General features: G+C 58.5%; 16 protein-coding genes. 5 read left to right on the top strand and 11 right to left on the bottom strand.

The window, feature by feature from the left end; genetic code table 11:
• Positions 1-73: 73 nt before the first annotated feature.
• The 7 genes from AC1Q8Q_RS14565 to AC1Q8Q_RS14535 form a co-directional block, all read right to left on the bottom strand.
• On the bottom strand, positions 74-1,207 hold the full coding sequence (locus AC1Q8Q_RS14565) for an AGE family epimerase/isomerase (RefSeq protein ID WP_168757139.1): 1,134 nt from the start codon (positions 1,205-1,207) through the stop codon (positions 74-76).
• A 173-nt stretch (positions 1,208-1,380) separates the two neighbouring features.
• Positions 1,381-1,953 carry a HupE/UreJ family protein gene (locus AC1Q8Q_RS14560; protein ID WP_020797612.1) on the bottom strand — a complete coding sequence of 191 codons (573 nt, stop codon included), beginning with the start codon at positions 1,951-1,953 and terminating at the stop codon, positions 1,381-1,383.
• A 29-nt stretch (positions 1,954-1,982) separates the two neighbouring features.
• Positions 1,983-2,597, bottom strand: a complete 615-nt coding sequence (ureG, locus tag AC1Q8Q_RS14555; RefSeq protein ID WP_008058937.1) for an urease accessory protein UreG — start codon at positions 2,595-2,597, stop codon at positions 1,983-1,985.
• A gap of 24 nt (positions 2,598-2,621) precedes the next feature.
• The gene (locus AC1Q8Q_RS14550) at positions 2,622-3,296 is read right to left on the bottom strand and encodes an urease accessory protein UreF (protein WP_168757140.1); all 675 of its coding nucleotides are present in this window, start codon (positions 3,294-3,296) and stop codon (positions 2,622-2,624) included.
• Positions 3,293-3,793 (bottom strand): urease accessory protein UreE, encoded by a 501-nt coding sequence (ureE, locus tag AC1Q8Q_RS14545; protein WP_020797610.1) that lies wholly within the window; start codon positions 3,791-3,793, stop codon positions 3,293-3,295. Before ureE ends, AC1Q8Q_RS14550 begins: the two co-directional genes overlap by 4 nt.
• Before the next feature lie 229 nt (positions 3,794-4,022).
• A complete protein-coding gene (locus tag AC1Q8Q_RS14540; protein ID WP_020797609.1) occupies positions 4,023-4,655 on the bottom strand; it encodes a TetR family transcriptional regulator in 633 nt (210 codons plus the stop codon).
• Between the two features lie 172 nt (positions 4,656-4,827).
• The gene (locus tag AC1Q8Q_RS14535; RefSeq protein ID WP_492615182.1) at positions 4,828-5,244 is read right to left on the bottom strand and encodes a hypothetical protein; all 417 of its coding nucleotides are present in this window, start codon (positions 5,242-5,244) and stop codon (positions 4,828-4,830) included.
• Positions 5,245-5,626: 382 nt separating this feature from the next.
• On the opposite strand from AC1Q8Q_RS14535, the gene AC1Q8Q_RS14530 reads away from it, so the two are divergent.
• Complete coding sequence (locus AC1Q8Q_RS14530; protein WP_168757142.1) at positions 5,627-7,696, top strand: AsmA family protein; 2,070 nt, start codon at positions 5,627-5,629, stop codon at positions 7,694-7,696.
• A gap of 27 nt (positions 7,697-7,723) precedes the next feature.
• Here AC1Q8Q_RS14530 and AC1Q8Q_RS14525 read toward each other — a convergent pair whose 3' ends face one another.
• The 3 genes from AC1Q8Q_RS14525 to AC1Q8Q_RS14515 all read right to left on the bottom strand — a co-directional run bounded on the left by AC1Q8Q_RS14525 (position 7,724) and on the right by AC1Q8Q_RS14515 (position 10,431).
• Entirely contained in the window at positions 7,724-8,437 is a 714-nt protein-coding gene (locus AC1Q8Q_RS14525; RefSeq protein ID WP_083350066.1) for a hypothetical protein, read from the bottom strand.
• A gap of 76 nt (positions 8,438-8,513) precedes the next feature.
• On the bottom strand, positions 8,514-9,284 hold the full coding sequence (locus AC1Q8Q_RS14520; RefSeq protein WP_083350067.1) for a hypothetical protein: 771 nt from the start codon (positions 9,282-9,284) through the stop codon (positions 8,514-8,516).
• A gap of 235 nt (positions 9,285-9,519) precedes the next feature.
• On the bottom strand, positions 9,520-10,431 hold the full coding sequence (locus AC1Q8Q_RS14515; RefSeq protein ID WP_083350068.1) for a LysR substrate-binding domain-containing protein: 912 nt from the start codon (positions 10,429-10,431) through the stop codon (positions 9,520-9,522).
• Between the two features lie 120 nt (positions 10,432-10,551).
• On the opposite strand from AC1Q8Q_RS14515, the gene AC1Q8Q_RS14510 reads away from it, so the two are divergent.
• From AC1Q8Q_RS14510 to AC1Q8Q_RS14500, 3 genes are all read left to right on the top strand, one after another.
• Positions 10,552-11,190, top strand: a complete 639-nt coding sequence (locus tag AC1Q8Q_RS14510) for an FMN-dependent NADH-azoreductase (RefSeq protein ID WP_168757143.1) — start codon at positions 10,552-10,554, stop codon at positions 11,188-11,190.
• A complete protein-coding gene (locus AC1Q8Q_RS14505) occupies positions 11,191-11,496 on the top strand; it encodes a DMT family transporter (RefSeq protein WP_168757144.1) in 306 nt (101 codons plus the stop codon). It abuts the gene before it with no gap.
• Between the two features lie 107 nt (positions 11,497-11,603).
• A complete protein-coding gene (locus AC1Q8Q_RS14500) occupies positions 11,604-12,494 on the top strand; it encodes an esterase/lipase family protein (protein ID WP_168757145.1) in 891 nt (296 codons plus the stop codon).
• A gap of 12 nt (positions 12,495-12,506) precedes the next feature.
• Here the strand turns inward: AC1Q8Q_RS14500 and AC1Q8Q_RS14495 are convergent, their stop codons facing one another.
• Complete coding sequence (locus AC1Q8Q_RS14495; RefSeq protein ID WP_168757146.1) at positions 12,507-13,394, bottom strand: DMT family transporter; 888 nt, start codon at positions 13,392-13,394, stop codon at positions 12,507-12,509.
• A gap of 95 nt (positions 13,395-13,489) precedes the next feature.
• Here AC1Q8Q_RS14495 and AC1Q8Q_RS14490 point away from each other — a divergent pair, with 95 nt between their 5' ends.
• Positions 13,490-14,272: an AraC family transcriptional regulator gene (locus tag AC1Q8Q_RS14490; RefSeq protein ID WP_179057317.1), complete on the top strand. Its 783-nt coding sequence runs from the start codon at positions 13,490-13,492 to the stop codon at positions 14,270-14,272.
• Positions 14,273-14,340: the final 68 nt, after the last annotated feature.

The raw sequence follows: 14,340 nt of genomic DNA, 5'->3' as shown, positions 1-14,340 counted from the left end.
ACCTGGTGGATTCCTCGCAATGTAGGCGCGAGCGGTGCGGCGATCCGACTTGCCCGCGACAACGATCGTTCAGTCAACCAAGATACTCAGCCAACCCGCGATAACAGGTCGCCAAGTGATAAGGCGTAGTCGATGGCATGTCCCGCCGGCTCACTTCACCCTGTTCGTCGCGGCATTCATACCAGCCGCCCGCGTGCAGCGAGCGCTGCTGCAACGCCTGCAATTGACGCAGCACCGAAGCCTCACTGCCTGGTCGCAGGGTCAAGGCGCGCAGGTATTCGGCCTGGGCCCAGATCCGTTGAGTCGCGTCCCGTGAGCCGCCATCCGGACCCAGGTCCAGCATGGCCCGCACGGCACCGGTGTGTGGGTCGACGCCCAGTTGTTCGGTGAAGGCAAAAGCGCGCTCCAGCGAAGCATGTAGTGGAGAACCACGCAGCAGGTCGGACGACTCGAGCAGGAAATACCACTCGAACTGATGCCCGGGTTCGAACCAGTTATCCACAGCACCCAGCGGTTTTTCCATCAACACGCCGTGTTGCGGATCGATAAACCGCCGCTGCATCCCTGTGCATAAGTCCACGAGCGCCTGTTGCACAGCGAGGTCTTCACGCACCGACAGCGTGGCAAGGAAGGCTTCAGCCAGGTGCATCAACGGGTTTTGCAGCGGTCCGCTGTTCAACGATGACCAGTCACGATCGAGGCTCGCTTCGTAGAGGCCGTCACCGCTGGCGAAACGTTGCGCGATCACTTCCAGGGCTGCGTTGAGCACCGATTCCACCAGCGGCTCGCGGACTTTGTCCCAGTAGTGGGCGCAGGCGAACAGAATGAATGCGTGGGTGTAGAGATCTTTACGCTGATCCAGTGGCGCGCCCTGCGGGTCGATGCTGTAGAACCAGCCGCCATGCTCGGCATCGTGGAAGTGCCGCTGCAAGGAACGGAACAGCGCTGCCGCGCGCTCTTGAGCGCCTGGCACCTGGCCGATCAGGCTGGCAAACAGATACAGCTGCCGCGCGCAGGCCATGGCCCGGTAGCGTTGTGGAGGCAATGGGTGGTGCTCGGCGTCCAGCGCCTCATAGGGCAGCGCCAACTCGGCATTCCAGCCGGGACCTTGCCAAAGCGGCACGATCACGTCCTGGAAGTGCTGTTGCACCGAGGCAAACAGGGCGGTCAGTTCAGGCTGGGAGGCGGAGCGGGAAACAGGCGGCATTGGCTGGCGTCGTCACGGCAGGGTTGATTGCGCGACATGTTAGCAGGCCTTAGAGCTGTGTTGTCTCTCAGGCCGCTTTCGCGAGCAGGCTCGCTCCCACAATGAAACTGTGTACGCAGGGCAAATGAGGGAGCGAGCCTGCTCGCGAAGACGCCATCACGGGCAATAGAGATTTAGCTTGCCAACAACCACACGCCAGTCGCCGCCGAAGCCGCCCCCGCCAGTCTCACTAAAGGCGCAGCAGCTTGCGGCAACACCCGTACCAACGCATAACCTGCCGCATGCAACACCGCGGTCGCCGCGACAAATCCCGTGGCATATCCCCAAGGGCTCGTCATGTCCGGCAACTCCAGGCCATGCGCCACGCCATGGAACAGCGCAAACAACGCCGTTGCGGCCATTGCCAGGCTCAACGGTGGACGCACCGCCAAGGCCACCGCCAGGCCCAGCGCCAACACAGACGCGGCAATGCCACCTTCCAGCGCCGGCAGTTCCAGCCCTGCAAAACCCAGCAGACCGCCGATCAGCAGGGTGACAATGAAGGTGCACGGCAGCGCCCAACGCGCCGCACCTTTGTGCTGAGCCGCCCACAGGCCGACCGCGAGCATTGCCAGCAGATGATCGAGTCCACCGAGCGGGTGGCTGATGCCCGCGACCAAGCCATTGTCCCCGTGCCCTGGGTGGGCCAACGCAATGGTCGGTGTCAACAGCAGGGTCATTGCGCCCAGAATGCGTTTGAGTGTCATCGAGAAGCTTCCTTGTTGATAAGTCTTGATCAGGCTGCCGTCAGCAGGCCCTGGCGTTCGATGAAGGCGATGATCGCGTCCAGTCCCTGGCCGGTTTTCTGGTTGCTGAACACGAACGGCTTGCCGTTGCGCATACGCGTGGTATCGCTGTCCATCAGCGTCAGCGACGCTCCCACCAGGGGCGCCAGGTCAATTTTGTTGATCACCAGCAGATCGGATTTGCAGATCCCCGGCCCGCCTTTGCGCGGCAACTTGTCGCCAGCGGACACGTCAATCACGTAGATGGTCAGGTCGGACAGTTCCGGGCTGAAGGTGGCCGAGAGATTGTCGCCACCGGATTCCACCAGGATCAGGTCCAGGCCCGGAAAACGGCGGTTTAATTGATCCACGGCTTCAAGATTGATCGAGGCGTCTTCGCGGATCGCCGTGTGCGGGCAGCCGCCGGTCTCCACGCCGATGATGCGTTCCGGCGCCAGCGCTTCGTTGCGCACCAGGAAATCAGCGTCTTCGCGGGTATAGATGTCGTTGGTCACCACTGCCAGGTTGTAGCGTTCGCGCAGGGCCAGGCACAGGGCCAGGGTCAGGGCGGTTTTACCGGAACCGACGGGGCCGCCGATGCCGACGCGCAAGGGTTGTGTGTTCATGTGATTCTCCAGAATAAGGGGTCCTTAGGAACGGAACAGACGGCTGTACTGGCGCTCGTGGGCCATGCACGCCAGGGACAGGCCAAACGCGGCACTGCCAAAGTGTTCGGGGTTGATTCGGGTAGCATCCTGCTGGGCCTGTTGCAGCAGCGGCAGCAGTTCACTGGTCAAGCGCTGCGCAGCCTGTTGGCCCAGTGGCAAGGTTTTCATCAATACCGCCAGTTGGTTTTCCAGCCAGCTCCAGAGCCACGCGGCCAGTGCATCCTGCGGGCTGATCCGCCAGGCGCGAGCGGCCAGCGCCCAGCCCAGGGCCAGGTGTGGTTCTGGTCGTTGTTCAAGGAAGGCGCGGGCCGGTGCATCGAGTTCAGGCAGGCCGTTGAGTAACTGCTGCAAGGAGTAGCCCATTTGCCGGCTCTCCTGATGCTGTTCGCGGGTTTCCCGGCTGGCACGGTGTTCTTCGCAGCGCTGCAGCAGTTCGCTCCAATTCTCCTCGACCGCGGCCACGCAATGGGCGAGCAGTAGCGGCGCCTCGAAGCGGGCGAGATTGAGCAGCAACTGATCGCTGATCCAGCGCCGCGCGCTGTCGGGATTGTGCACTTGGCCGTTGTCCACCGCCATTTCCAGGCCTTGGGAATAGCTGTAGCCGCCAATCGGCAATTGCGGACTGGCCAGGCGCAGCAGGGCCCATGCAGGGTTCATGGGCGCACGCCGAACTGATGCAGTTTTGGCGGATAGTTGAAGTCTTCGTCGCCGTGGCGGGAATGGTGATGGCCGCCGCCGTAGGCGCCGTGTTCAGGTTGAAAGGCCGCTTCGATGGGTTCGGCTTGCGCGCCAAGTTGTTCGAGCATGGCCTTGAGCACGTAGTCGTCGAGCAAGCGCAACCAGCCGTCGCCCACTTGCAGGGCGACATGGCGATTACCCAGGTGATAGGCGGCACGCGTCAATTCGTAGGCATTGGTGCAGGTGACGTGCAGCAATTGTTCGGGACGGGCACAGACGCGTACCACGCGGCCGTCTTCGGCTTGCAGACATTCGCCGTCATACAAGGGTGGTTGACCGCGCTCCAAAAACAAACCGACGTCCTCACCTTCGGCACTGAAACAGCGCAAGCGGCTTTTGCTCCTGGCCTCGAAGGTCAGGTGCAATTCGGCGGCCCAGTCGGGTTGAGGGTCGATTCTGCGATGAATCACCAGCATCGGAAAGCTTCCAGCAATGGACAATGCTCAGGCTAGAGCAAGGGGCTTGCCAATCTGGGGGCGTGTAGGAAATACCTGTAGGCAGCGTAGGAAAAGTTTCGAGGTGCTCAGGATCTTGACTGAAATTGGTGCGCAGATTTTTCAAACTGCACCAATTTGTGGCGAACAGAGATGGCACAGTGGCGCGGCGCAGTGTAGGCGCTGCCCAAGCCTGCGATCTTCTTAAGCGTTACTCGGTACTTCCAAGCCCCTGCCAATGCTTGAGGCCGATAAAGATGAACCGCAGCTGCTGGGTGATCTTTGCTTGCGGCGTCAAGTGTTCAGGCAGCGCGTCGGCTGGCGGGTCGATGATGTCCGGCAAAGTGGCGAACACGCTCTTGACGATCAGATCGGCCATGACGCTCAAGCCGGCCATGTCCAGGTGTTGCAGTTTCGGCATCAAGGACAGGTCGGCAGCCAGGTCCGAACTGATGTTCTCGCGCAAGCGACCAATGGCCAGGCGTACCGGCAACGAACCGCCGTACTGTTCTCTGGCGAGAAACAGGAATTGCGAACGGTTGGCCGACACCACATCGAGAAATATCCGCACGGACGCGTCGATAATGCCGCCCATGACAAACTCGTTGTGCCGCACCAGGCGAATGGTTTCACGGAAGGTCTGGCCGACCTCGCTCACCAACACCAGGCCGAGTTCATCCATGTCGGCGAAATGCCGATAAAAGCCGGTGGGGACGATTCCGGCGGTTTTCGCGACTTCACGCAGGCTCAGGCTGCCAAATCCTCGGCCGCCCTCCATCAAATGGCGGGCAGCGTCCATCAAGGCGTTGCGGGTTTGTTGTTTCTGTTCGGCGCGGGGCAGCATCGCAATGACGTTTTCTGAATAGGACTGCGGCGCACTCTAGCAAATCGGCTTTGCCGGCGTCGAACGACATAGGCGGGATCAGGCGGGGCGGTGCGAATTCTACAAAAGGCAATGACCAGAAAATCAAAAGCCCAATCTGTTGATTGGGCTTTTTTCCAAGGCCACCATGGGCTTAGCTCATAGTGCTGTTGCGTTCGATGACACGGTCACCACCGCCTTCAGCAATGGTTTGACCTGGAGTGCGGTCGGAACCGTCAGCGGCAACCGTTTGACCTTGTGGAGTCTGGTCGTAGCCGTCTTCAGCGATCAGGCCTTTTTCTCTCAGGCGATCGTTACCACCTTCGGCGACGGTTTGCCCTGGGGTGCGGTCGGAGCCATCAGCGGCGATGGTTTGACCCGGAGTGCGGTCGGAGCCATCAGCAGCGACGGTTTGACCTGGGGTACGGTCGGAGCCATCAGCGGCAACGGTTTGGCTGAACACCGAGTGAGTGTCTTTCACTTGCGGAGTGGCCTGGTCAGCGGCCGGCAGCGCAAAAGCGGTGCTGGCGAGCATTGAAAGTGTAAGGCTAAGCAGAAGTTGGCGTTTCATGATGGGGTGCTCCGTAGGAGTGCGATAAATTGGGTACGAAGGCAATGCTACTCTTGATAAGTCGATATAAAAGTTCATAAACGCAATGTTAATAATCAACGGAATTGATTGTTCTCTACAGCCCTTCTAAACCGGGCCTTTGCGGCGCACCGAGGTGGGTATTTTCGACTCAACCGCGCCACGCAAAAGTGCGGCTCCGGTAACGCTGTCCGGGAGGAGGGGCGCCATGTTCAATCGCCAACGGCGGCAAAATCGGATTTTCAATTAAACCTGCGGGCCATTTGCCAGTCGTAGATTCCATGACGGGCCGGTTCTGGCCCTGCGTTTCCACTGAGCATCGCGATCGTGACGCTCAGTCCAGTCGTATCAGGAGCTCTGTGCAATGACGCGCACTCGTAAAATTCTCGCCTGGGTCGTGACCAGCCTTGTTGTCCTGCTGGCCGTGCTGGTGCTGGTCATCGTGTTCTTCGACTGGAACCGGATCAAACCGTCCCTGAACGCCAAAGTATCCGAAGAACTGCACCGTCCATTCGCGATCAACGGCAATCTGGCGGTGGTTTGGCAGCGCGAGCGCGACGAGGGCGGCTGGCGTGCCTGGGTGCCCTGGCCGCATGTGGTGGCCGAGGATCTGAGCCTGGGCAACCCGGACTGGTCGAAGGCGCCGCAGATGGCCAGCCTCAAGCGCGTCGAATTGCGCATTTCACCCCTGGCCTTGTTGGCGCAGCGTGTGGTGATCCCGCGCATCGACCTCACCGAACCCAATGCCGCGTTGCAGCGCCTGGCCGACGGTCGTGCCAACTGGACGTTCAAGTTCGATCCGAAAGACCCGAACGCCGAGCCCTCGTCCTGGGTAGTGGATATCGGGGCGATCGGCTTCGACAAAGGACATGTCACTCTTGACGACCAGAACCTGAAGACTCAACTGGACCTGCTGATCGACCCGCTGGGCAAGCCGATCCCCTTCAGCGAAATCGTTGGCGACAAAGCGGCGAAAACGGCCTCCGGGCAGGGCAGTGCGCCGCAGGATTACGCGTTTGCGCTAAAGGTCAAAGGCCAGTACCACGCTCAGAAACTCACGGGGCAGGGCAAAATCGGTGGGCTGCTGGCGCTGCAGGACGCGGCTCGGCCGTTTCCGCTTCAGGCGCAAGCGAAGATCGGCGATACCAGCATAGAGTTGGCGGGCACGTTGACCGATCCGATGAATCTGGGCGCCCTGGATTTACGCCTGAAACTGGCCGGCACCAGCCTGGGCAATCTTTATCCCCTGACCGGTGTGACCCTGCCGGATACGCCGCCGTATGCCACCGACGGCCATCTGATTGCCAAGCTGCATGAGCCGGGCGGTGCAGTATTTCGTTATGAAGCGTTCAACGGCACGATCGGCTCGAGCGACATCCATGGCAGCCTGGCTTATGTCGCCGGCCAGCCCCGTCCTAAACTCAGCGGCTCGCTGTTATCCAATCAATTGTTGTTCGCCGACCTGGCCCCTTTGATCGGCGCCGATTCCAATGCCAAGCAGAAAGCCCGCGGCGGCGAGAGCAAGCAACCGGCGGACAAGGTGCTGCCGGTCGAGGAGTTCAAGACCGATCGCTGGCGCGACATGGATGCGGATGTCGAATTCACTGGAAAGCGCATCGTCCATAGCGAAAAGTTACCGTTCAACGATCTCTACACGCACTTGGTGCTCACCGATGGCGTGCTCAGTCTTGAGCCGCTGCGATTTGGCGTGGCCGGTGGCAAGCTGGATGCACAGATTCGCCTGAATGGTCACACCGAACCGCTGGAAGGCCGGGCAAAACTGACCGCTCGAGGCTTCAAGCTCAAGCAGTTGTTCCCGACGTTCGAGCCGATGAAAACCAGCTTCGGTGAGCTCAACGGCGATGCGGATATTACCGGGCGCGGCAATTCAGTGGCCAAGTTGCTGGGCAGCGCTAACGGCAAGTTGAAAATGCTGATCAACGATGGCGCTATCAGTCGCGAGCTGATGGAACTGGCGGGTCTGAATGTTGGCAACTATGTGGTCGGCAAGATCTTTGGCGACAAGGAAGTGAAGATCAACTGCGCCGCCGCCGACTTCGACATAAAGGCTGGCCTGGCCACTACGCAGCTGTTCGTCTTCGATACCGAGAACGCAATTATCTACATTGATGGCACGGCAAACATGGCCACAGAGCAGTTGGACCTGACCATCACGCCGGAATCCAAGGGCTGGCGGCTGATCTCGTTGCGTTCGCCGCTGTATGTGCGGGGCAAATTCATCAAGCCCGACGCCGGGGTGAAAGCCGTACCCTTGATGTTGCGAGGGGCTGGAATGGTTGCACTGGGTGTGATCGCCGCACCGGCGGCGGGATTATTGGCCTTGGTGGCGCCGAGCGGCGGAGAACCGAATCAGTGCGCGCCGTTGCTCGAGCAGATGAAGTCGGGTAAGGCGCCTAAAACAGTAAAGAACTGAGCCAAGGCAACTTCAGGCTCGCCTGAATCATTGCAATTCTGGGAGGGCAGAGGGGGTGAGGTGAAGCAAGTCTGTTTGCGGTTTTTTGCCCAGTTTAGTAATAACGGTCTCTCTGATCAGGTCGTATTTAAGTTCGTTCAGTGAGCTGCGTAACAGGCGAATATTGTTTTTTCCATCCTTTATTGTCGTGAGCACAGGTTCATTCAGGATCCCCGGTGTGATCCCTCCCTTGGTCTTGAAGGAGATTTGCAGGGTCAGCAGGGCTTTATCGTTGCGCACGATCGTCAGCACCGTTGCTGTTGAGATCGATTGGTTTTCGGTCCTGGCGCCAGCAATGCCTTCAGCTCCATTGTAAGCATTAGCCTGAAGTCTAGTGATGATTGCCTTGATGGCTGATGAGTCTTCCGGTTGTTTTCTCAGATATGAAAAGACGCTGGATAGTGCTTGCTGTTCCTTCTCCGGGAGGGCGCTTCCCGTACTCTCAATGACGATATTTAGAAGGTGGCTATTATTGAATTCAAGTTGGCGGACCTCCCGGCTGTTTAGAGGGTATTCCATTCTGTTTAGGTTTCGAGTGTAAGTCTGCCACCACAGTTCATGGTCGTTGCTAGTGATTGTCGCTGTGAGATTGGCGTACAAGGTGGAGTGTAATACATCGTTTTTGAAGCAGTCGGTGTGTTTGCCGCAAAATAATATAAGGCTGCCGTTGCTCAGGTAGGCGTCATAGTTGTCTTTGTTCATGTTTTGTTCCGTTTGGGTGGCGTGCGAACAATTATTTAAATCGGCAATTTCTTGCCGATTTAAATGTCATTGATTATTAAAAGTCAGGCAGGTCAATAATGAATTTTTCTGCATCCTTGAGGTACTTTTTATACAGGGTCTCTCTGAGGCCCGAGAAAGTCTTATTGTTCAGGTAAGTGCGCACGGCACCTGATTTTATGGTGGTGGATTGCCTGGTGGTCTTCCAGAACAGGATGCCATGGGTGCTTTCCCGTGCATCCAGGGAAATGCAGTTAAGGATCATGTTCGCCTGCCCGATGTTGTCCATCCAAACCGGCGCAATGTCGAATTTTGCCTGTCCTCCGAGTTTTTTGTTTTTATCAAATATCTCAATTGCCTTGGGGCTTTTCTTTACCTCTTCTATCGCTTTTTTTGCGACGTTTGCCAAGATCCCTGCTGGATTAGGACCAATCAAGCCTGCAACAATCTCCAGGGCAACCTGGTCCATCGTGAGGCCGATTTTAGTGATGCGGACCTCCTGCATGTTTTTGTTTTGAATGACCCAGCCCAGCTTGCTCAGGCCATCCACATAACACTTGTACCACTCGAAAAGCTGTTCTTCTTTGGGGAATAGTTTGTCAGCAGCATTCTGCATGACTAATTTGCAGAGGTTGACGTCGTCGATCATCTGCTCTGACACGCCTGGTAAAAAAGCGTCGATTGTATCAGGCATGACACTGGCGGTTGGTTTGTTTATATCGTGAGGTTGGGCGTTGTACTGCTCAGGAACGTTGGCGAAGGATCGAGTTGTCATAACTGGCAGGGGTGCCAGTGAGTCGATGAATTGGAGTCGCTCTTCAATGTGCATAAGTATTCCTTTACTTTTGGTTATTTGGACAACCGATGGGTTGTGGTTCTTATAATAACTTTGTTCTCGGTGAAGTCTATCGAGTGATTGTAACTTCTGGTTGTTGGTCGATTTCGAAAGAGGGCGGCGTGGTGCGTTCTGAGAATTATCAGTAGGTGTGGGTTAATTGTTTGTATGGAGTTGTTTGCTAAGGAAGCTGCAGAATATCAAGTCGTTGGAATATTGCAGCGCCGTCTCACGTTACTTGCGAGAAGGCAAATCCGGATACTGTTGCCTCTTCCCGCAACCACGCAAAAAAAGCCCGAACCGGCGGATGTCGCTCTCGTCCTGGTACGCACAATGCGCTGTAGCCGGCGCCATCGACCTGGATTTCACCCCGATAGGCCACCAGCAATCCATTGGCGACGCTTTCTGACACCAGGATATTGCTCGCCAGCACCAGGCCCTGGCCGGCAATGGCCGCTTGCAGGGCGTAGTGCTCTTCATCGTATTCGCGCACGGTTGGCTGCCCCTCCAGCCAGGCTTCGCCAGACTGCGCACACCAGGCTTGCCAGCCATGGGCGTAGAGCTTGGAGTTGTGCCAGTGCACGCTGATCAGCGTTGGCGTTTGGCGGGCAGCCAATGCCACTTGCCCGGGCGAGCCGTAAACACCGAACGACTCGTCGAACAGGCAAAGGCCGTACAGGTTCGGATAGTCATCGAGGCTGTAGCGCACTACCAGGTCGACACTGGCGTCCTGATGCAAGTCGATGACCTCGCAATGGGTGTCCAGGCGCAGGCTGATGTTCGGGTGCCGGGCGTAGAAACGGCCCAGACGAGGCACCAGCCACAAGGCCGCAAAGGCGGCGGTGGTGGAGAGGGTCAGATTCGTGCCGCTTCGATGCGGGCGCAGGGTGTCGACGCTTTGCGCCACTTCCAGGAAAGCGCCGTGCAGGCTATGGAACAAGCGCTCGCCGCCTTCGGTCAGGCGTACCTGGCGCGGTAGGCGTTCGAACAACTGCACACCGAGCCAGGTTTCCAGCGAGCGGATCTGGTGGGATACCGCGGTCGGAGTCACCGACAATTCTTCGGCGGCAGCCTTGAAACTCAGCAGTCGAGAGGCAGACTCGAAAGCGCGCAGGGCGGTCAATGGCAACGAAGCAAACATGGAAACTCCATGGATGAAATGGATTCATCCCGACTGATTTTTGTTCAGTTGAAGCGGGGCGGCTGTGAGCGCCAAGCTGCAAGCCACGAGCAGTTTGAGTTTAGTCCCAAGGAGAGTCAGATGAGTACAGTTCTTGCGATTCATGCCAGCCCGCGAGGTGAGCGTTCGCACTCCCGACGTTTGGCGGAAGTCTTTCTGTCGGCCTGGCAGGCCCGTCACCCGCAATCGAAACTGACCCGCCGCGAAGTTGGGCGAGCGCTGATCCCACCGGTCAACGAGGCATTCGTGGCAGCCGCGTTTTATCCCCAGCCCGATGCCCGGCCGCTGTCGATGCAAGCGGACCTGGCGTTCAGCGACACGCTGGTCGACGAGTTGCTCGGGCACGACGTGCTGGTGATTTCCACGCCCATGCACAATTTCAGCGTGCCCAGCGGCCTGAAAGCCTGGATCGACCAGATCGTGCGGCTTGGGCTGACCTTCAATCACACACTGGATAACGGAATCGCGCAGTACGAACCACTGGTGCAGGGCAAAAAGGCCTTGATCGTGACCAGTCGCGGCGGATTTGGCTTCGGCCCGGGCGGCGAGCTGGAGGCGATGAACCATGCAGATACGCTTCTACGCACGGCGTTGGGTTTCATCGGCATCACCGATGTCACCGTGATCGCTGCCGAAGGCGAGGAGTCCGAGGCGCGCACCTTCGAAGTCTCTGCCGCCGAAGCAGAGCAGCGCTTGCTGGCCCTGGCCAGGGAGTTCTAAGTGGCCTGGTTGTTTTTGCTGATCGCCGCCGGGTTCGAAGTCACTTTCGCCATGGGCATGAAGTACGCCGAGGGCTTTACCCGGCTTTGGCCATCGCTGATGACCATCGTGGCGGCAGTGGGCGGGATTTATTTCCTGACCCTGGCCATGCGCGAATTGCCGGTGAGCATCGCCTACCCGATCTGGACCGCCATCGGTTCGCTGGGCACGGTGTTTCTCGGCTTTATCTTGCTCGGTGAAAGCCTGACCATGGTCAAGCTACTGTCGGTCGGGCTGATCGTGGCCGGTGTGGGGGGGCTGAAGTAGGGCGGATGACCTAGACTGGTCGTCGGTTTGTCATGTTCGCTGGAGAGGCTTGGCGGAAGTCTTGCAGTCGCCAGGCGTCACCTCACCGATCACAAGGATGTTCGCCCATGTCGCAAGATTCGGCCACGCGTTACCCGCTAGTGCTGGTCCCGGGAATGCTCGGGTTTATCCGTTTGGTGCTCTATCCGTATTGGTACGGGATCGCCGAGGCGTTACGTCGTGGTGGTGCGATGGTGTTTGCGGTGCAGGTCTCGCCCCTCAACTCCAGCGAAGTGCGCGGCGAGCAACTGTTGGCGCGCATTGAAGAGATTCTGCGTGAGACCGGAACTGAAAAGGTAAATCTGCTAGGTCACAGCCAAGGCTCGTTGACCGCGCGCTACGCGGCAGCCAAACGCCCGGATCTGGTCGCCTCGGTGACCTCGGTGGCGGGGCCTAATCATGGTTCGGAACTGGCCGACTATCTGCACAAACACTATCCCCATGACAGCGTCGGAGGGCGTCTGGTGATCTTTCTAGTACGGTGCGTCGCGACGCTGATGAGCCTGCTGGAGACCGGCTATCGCGGACCGAAGTTGCCGGTGGATATCCTTGCGTCCCATCATTCGCTCACAACTGCAGGCGTGGCACGGTTCAATCAACGTTTTCCACAGGGGCTGCCAGATACCTGGGGCGGGCACGGACCGGAAGAGGTGAACGGTGTGCGTTACTACTCCTGGTCCGGCACTTTGCAGCCGGGCAAGACCAATCGTGGGCTTAACCTGTTCGATGGCACCAACCGCAGTTGCCGGTTGTTTGCCAGAACCTTCGTACGCGAGGCCGGGCATTGCGACGGGATGGTCGGGCGTTACAGCTCGCACCTCGGTACCGTGATTGGCGACGAGTACCCGCTGGACCATTTCGACATCGTCAACCAGTCGTTGGGACTGGTGGGGAAGGGGGCGGAGCCGATCCGGTTGTTTGTCGAACATGCGGCTCGGCTCAAGGCTGCAGGCCTTTAGGCATTTTTTTTGTCAGGCAACACGGACCTTGCGGCCTAATACGGTGGTCCAGCGCTCGGAAAGAATCACCCCGCCCAACGTCAACATACCGCCCACCAAGTGGTACATCGCCAACTGTTCATGCAGCACCACTGCCGCAATCAGCGCGGTAATCAACGGCAACAAATTGAAGAACAGCGTGGTCCGGCTCGGGCCTAAACGCACCACGGCTTGCATCCACGCCAGCGGTGCGACCATCGAGGCCAGCAAGCAGGCGTAAAGCACCAGTGGAATATTGTGCAGGGTCGGGCCGATTTTCGGTGAGGCGAGAAACAGCGGAAACAACACCACCACCGCGACCAGTACCTGCAAATACAGCAACACCAATGGCGGCAAACGCAGCTGCCATTTTTTCAGCAGCGTGCTGTAGATCGCGTAGGCCAGGGTGGCGATCAGCATCATCGCATCCCCCAGGTTCACCCCATGTTCCAGCAGCACACCCAGGCTGCCGGACGAGACGACCACCAACACGCCGGCAAACGACAACACCGCACCCGCCAGTGCGCCGATGGTCAGGCGCTGGCCAAGGCTGATGATCGCCATGGCCAGCGACATCAGAGGCATCAATGACAGGATGATGCCCATGTTGGTCGCGGAGGTCAGGCTCGCGGCGAAGTACGCCAGGCTTTGGTACACAGCCATGCCGAGCACGCCGAGGACAAAGATCTTGCCCAGGTTCGGGCGAATCGACGGCCAGTGGGCAATAGCCGGTTTGAGCATGAAGGGTGTGAACAATAATCCGGCGAGGAGCCAGCGGTAAAAACCGATCTCGGCGGGATAGATCGCCCCGGCCGACATTTTGGTGATCACGGTATTGCCAGCCCAAATGAAAATGGCCAGCAGGGGGTAAGCGTATTGCATGGGAAAAACCAGAACGTTAATGAGGGGTAATTATCCATTGTCTGGATACAGGCCTATACTTCGATCCAGACAACCCGCCCTTCATGACGGACAGCATGACCCGTAAACCCATCGATCTACTGGAGTTCAGTGAGCTGCCTGCCCCGGTGTATTTCCGCTACGCCGACTTTGATGCTCATCGCTATGCCTCGGCTCACCGCCATCCGTGGGGCACGCTGGAGTATTCGGCCCATGGCGTGCTGCACATGGAAATCGGCGGCAGTCGCTTCATGTCACCGCCGCAATACGCGGTATGGGTGCCCCCGCAGACCGAGCACAGCTTCTACAGCCATCAGCCGATCAACTACCGTGCGGTCTGCCTGGCTGCATCGGTGTGTCGTGACCTGCCTGCGCAAGCCTGCACCCTGGCGATCAGCGATATTCTCAAAGCGATCCTCAAGGACTTTGCCGCCCGCGATGTGAAGATCCCTGAGCACGAAGCGGACCAACGTCTGGCCCAGGTCTTGGTGGATCAACTTCGACAGGCGCCGGTGCACGAGCGCTACTTACCCTACGCCAGCAGCCCTGGCTTGCTCGGAATTCTGGAAGCCTTGCAGGCGGGACCGGGGGACAACCGGCCGTTAGCGCATTGGGCCGCGACCATACATGTCAGCGAACGCACCCTGGCGCGGCAATTTATCCGGGAGTTGGGCATGAGTTTTGGCGAGTGGCGCCAGCGGTTGCGATTTCTGGCGTCGATCGAAGCGCTGGACAGCCACCGCAGCATTCAGGAAATCGCATTCGACATGGGTTACAGCACCGGTTCGGCATTTATCGCGATGTTTCAGCGCCAGGCGGGTTGTACTCCGGAACATTATCGCAGACACCGAGGGTTTTGATTGTCTGAGGTATGGTTCTACTTGCAGATTATGTTTGCAAGTTTTTCAGGTGTGTTTGCATGTTCAAG

The sequence above is a fragment of the Pseudomonas sp. GW823-FHT06B06 genome (genome assembly GCF_058795195.1).
This window is presented reverse-complemented; position numbering and strand designations above follow the sequence as displayed.

What these genes read in the sequence shown, in the direction of transcription:
- AC1Q8Q_RS14565 (WP_168757139.1), bottom strand. Translation starts at nt 1,207, where the DNA reads ATGCCGCCTGTTTCCCGCTCCGCCTCCCAGCCTGAACTGACCGCCCTG.
- AC1Q8Q_RS14560 (WP_020797612.1), bottom strand. Translation starts at nt 1,953, where the DNA reads ATGACACTCAAACGCATTCTGGGCGCAATGACCCTGCTGTTGACACCG.
- ureG (WP_008058937.1), bottom strand. Translation starts at nt 2,597, where the DNA reads ATGAACACACAACCCTTGCGCGTCGGCATCGGCGGCCCCGTCGGTTCC.
- AC1Q8Q_RS14550 (WP_168757140.1), bottom strand. Translation starts at nt 3,296, where the DNA reads ATGAACCCTGCATGGGCCCTGCTGCGCCTGGCCAGTCCGCAATTGCCG.
- ureE (WP_020797610.1), bottom strand. Translation starts at nt 3,793, where the DNA reads ATGCTGGTGATTCATCGCAGAATCGACCCTCAACCCGACTGGGCCGCC.
- AC1Q8Q_RS14540 (WP_020797609.1), bottom strand. Translation starts at nt 4,655, where the DNA reads ATGCTGCCCCGCGCCGAACAGAAACAACAAACCCGCAACGCCTTGATG.
- AC1Q8Q_RS14535 (WP_492615182.1), bottom strand. Translation starts at nt 5,244, where the DNA reads ATGAAACGCCAACTTCTGCTTAGCCTTACACTTTCAATGCTCGCCAGC.
- AC1Q8Q_RS14530 (WP_168757142.1), top strand. Translation starts at nt 5,627, where the DNA reads ATGACGCGCACTCGTAAAATTCTCGCCTGGGTCGTGACCAGCCTTGTT.
- AC1Q8Q_RS14525 (WP_083350066.1), bottom strand. Translation starts at nt 8,437, where the DNA reads ATGAACAAAGACAACTATGACGCCTACCTGAGCAACGGCAGCCTTATA.
- AC1Q8Q_RS14520 (WP_083350067.1), bottom strand. Translation starts at nt 9,284, where the DNA reads ATGCACATTGAAGAGCGACTCCAATTCATCGACTCACTGGCACCCCTG.
- AC1Q8Q_RS14515 (WP_083350068.1), bottom strand. Translation starts at nt 10,431, where the DNA reads ATGTTTGCTTCGTTGCCATTGACCGCCCTGCGCGCTTTCGAGTCTGCC.
- AC1Q8Q_RS14510 (WP_168757143.1), top strand. Translation starts at nt 10,552, where the DNA reads ATGAGTACAGTTCTTGCGATTCATGCCAGCCCGCGAGGTGAGCGTTCG.
- AC1Q8Q_RS14500 (WP_168757145.1), top strand. Translation starts at nt 11,604, where the DNA reads ATGTCGCAAGATTCGGCCACGCGTTACCCGCTAGTGCTGGTCCCGGGA.
- AC1Q8Q_RS14495 (WP_168757146.1), bottom strand. Translation starts at nt 13,394, where the DNA reads ATGCAATACGCTTACCCCCTGCTGGCCATTTTCATTTGGGCTGGCAAT.
- AC1Q8Q_RS14490 (WP_179057317.1), top strand. Translation starts at nt 13,490, where the DNA reads ATGACCCGTAAACCCATCGATCTACTGGAGTTCAGTGAGCTGCCTGCC.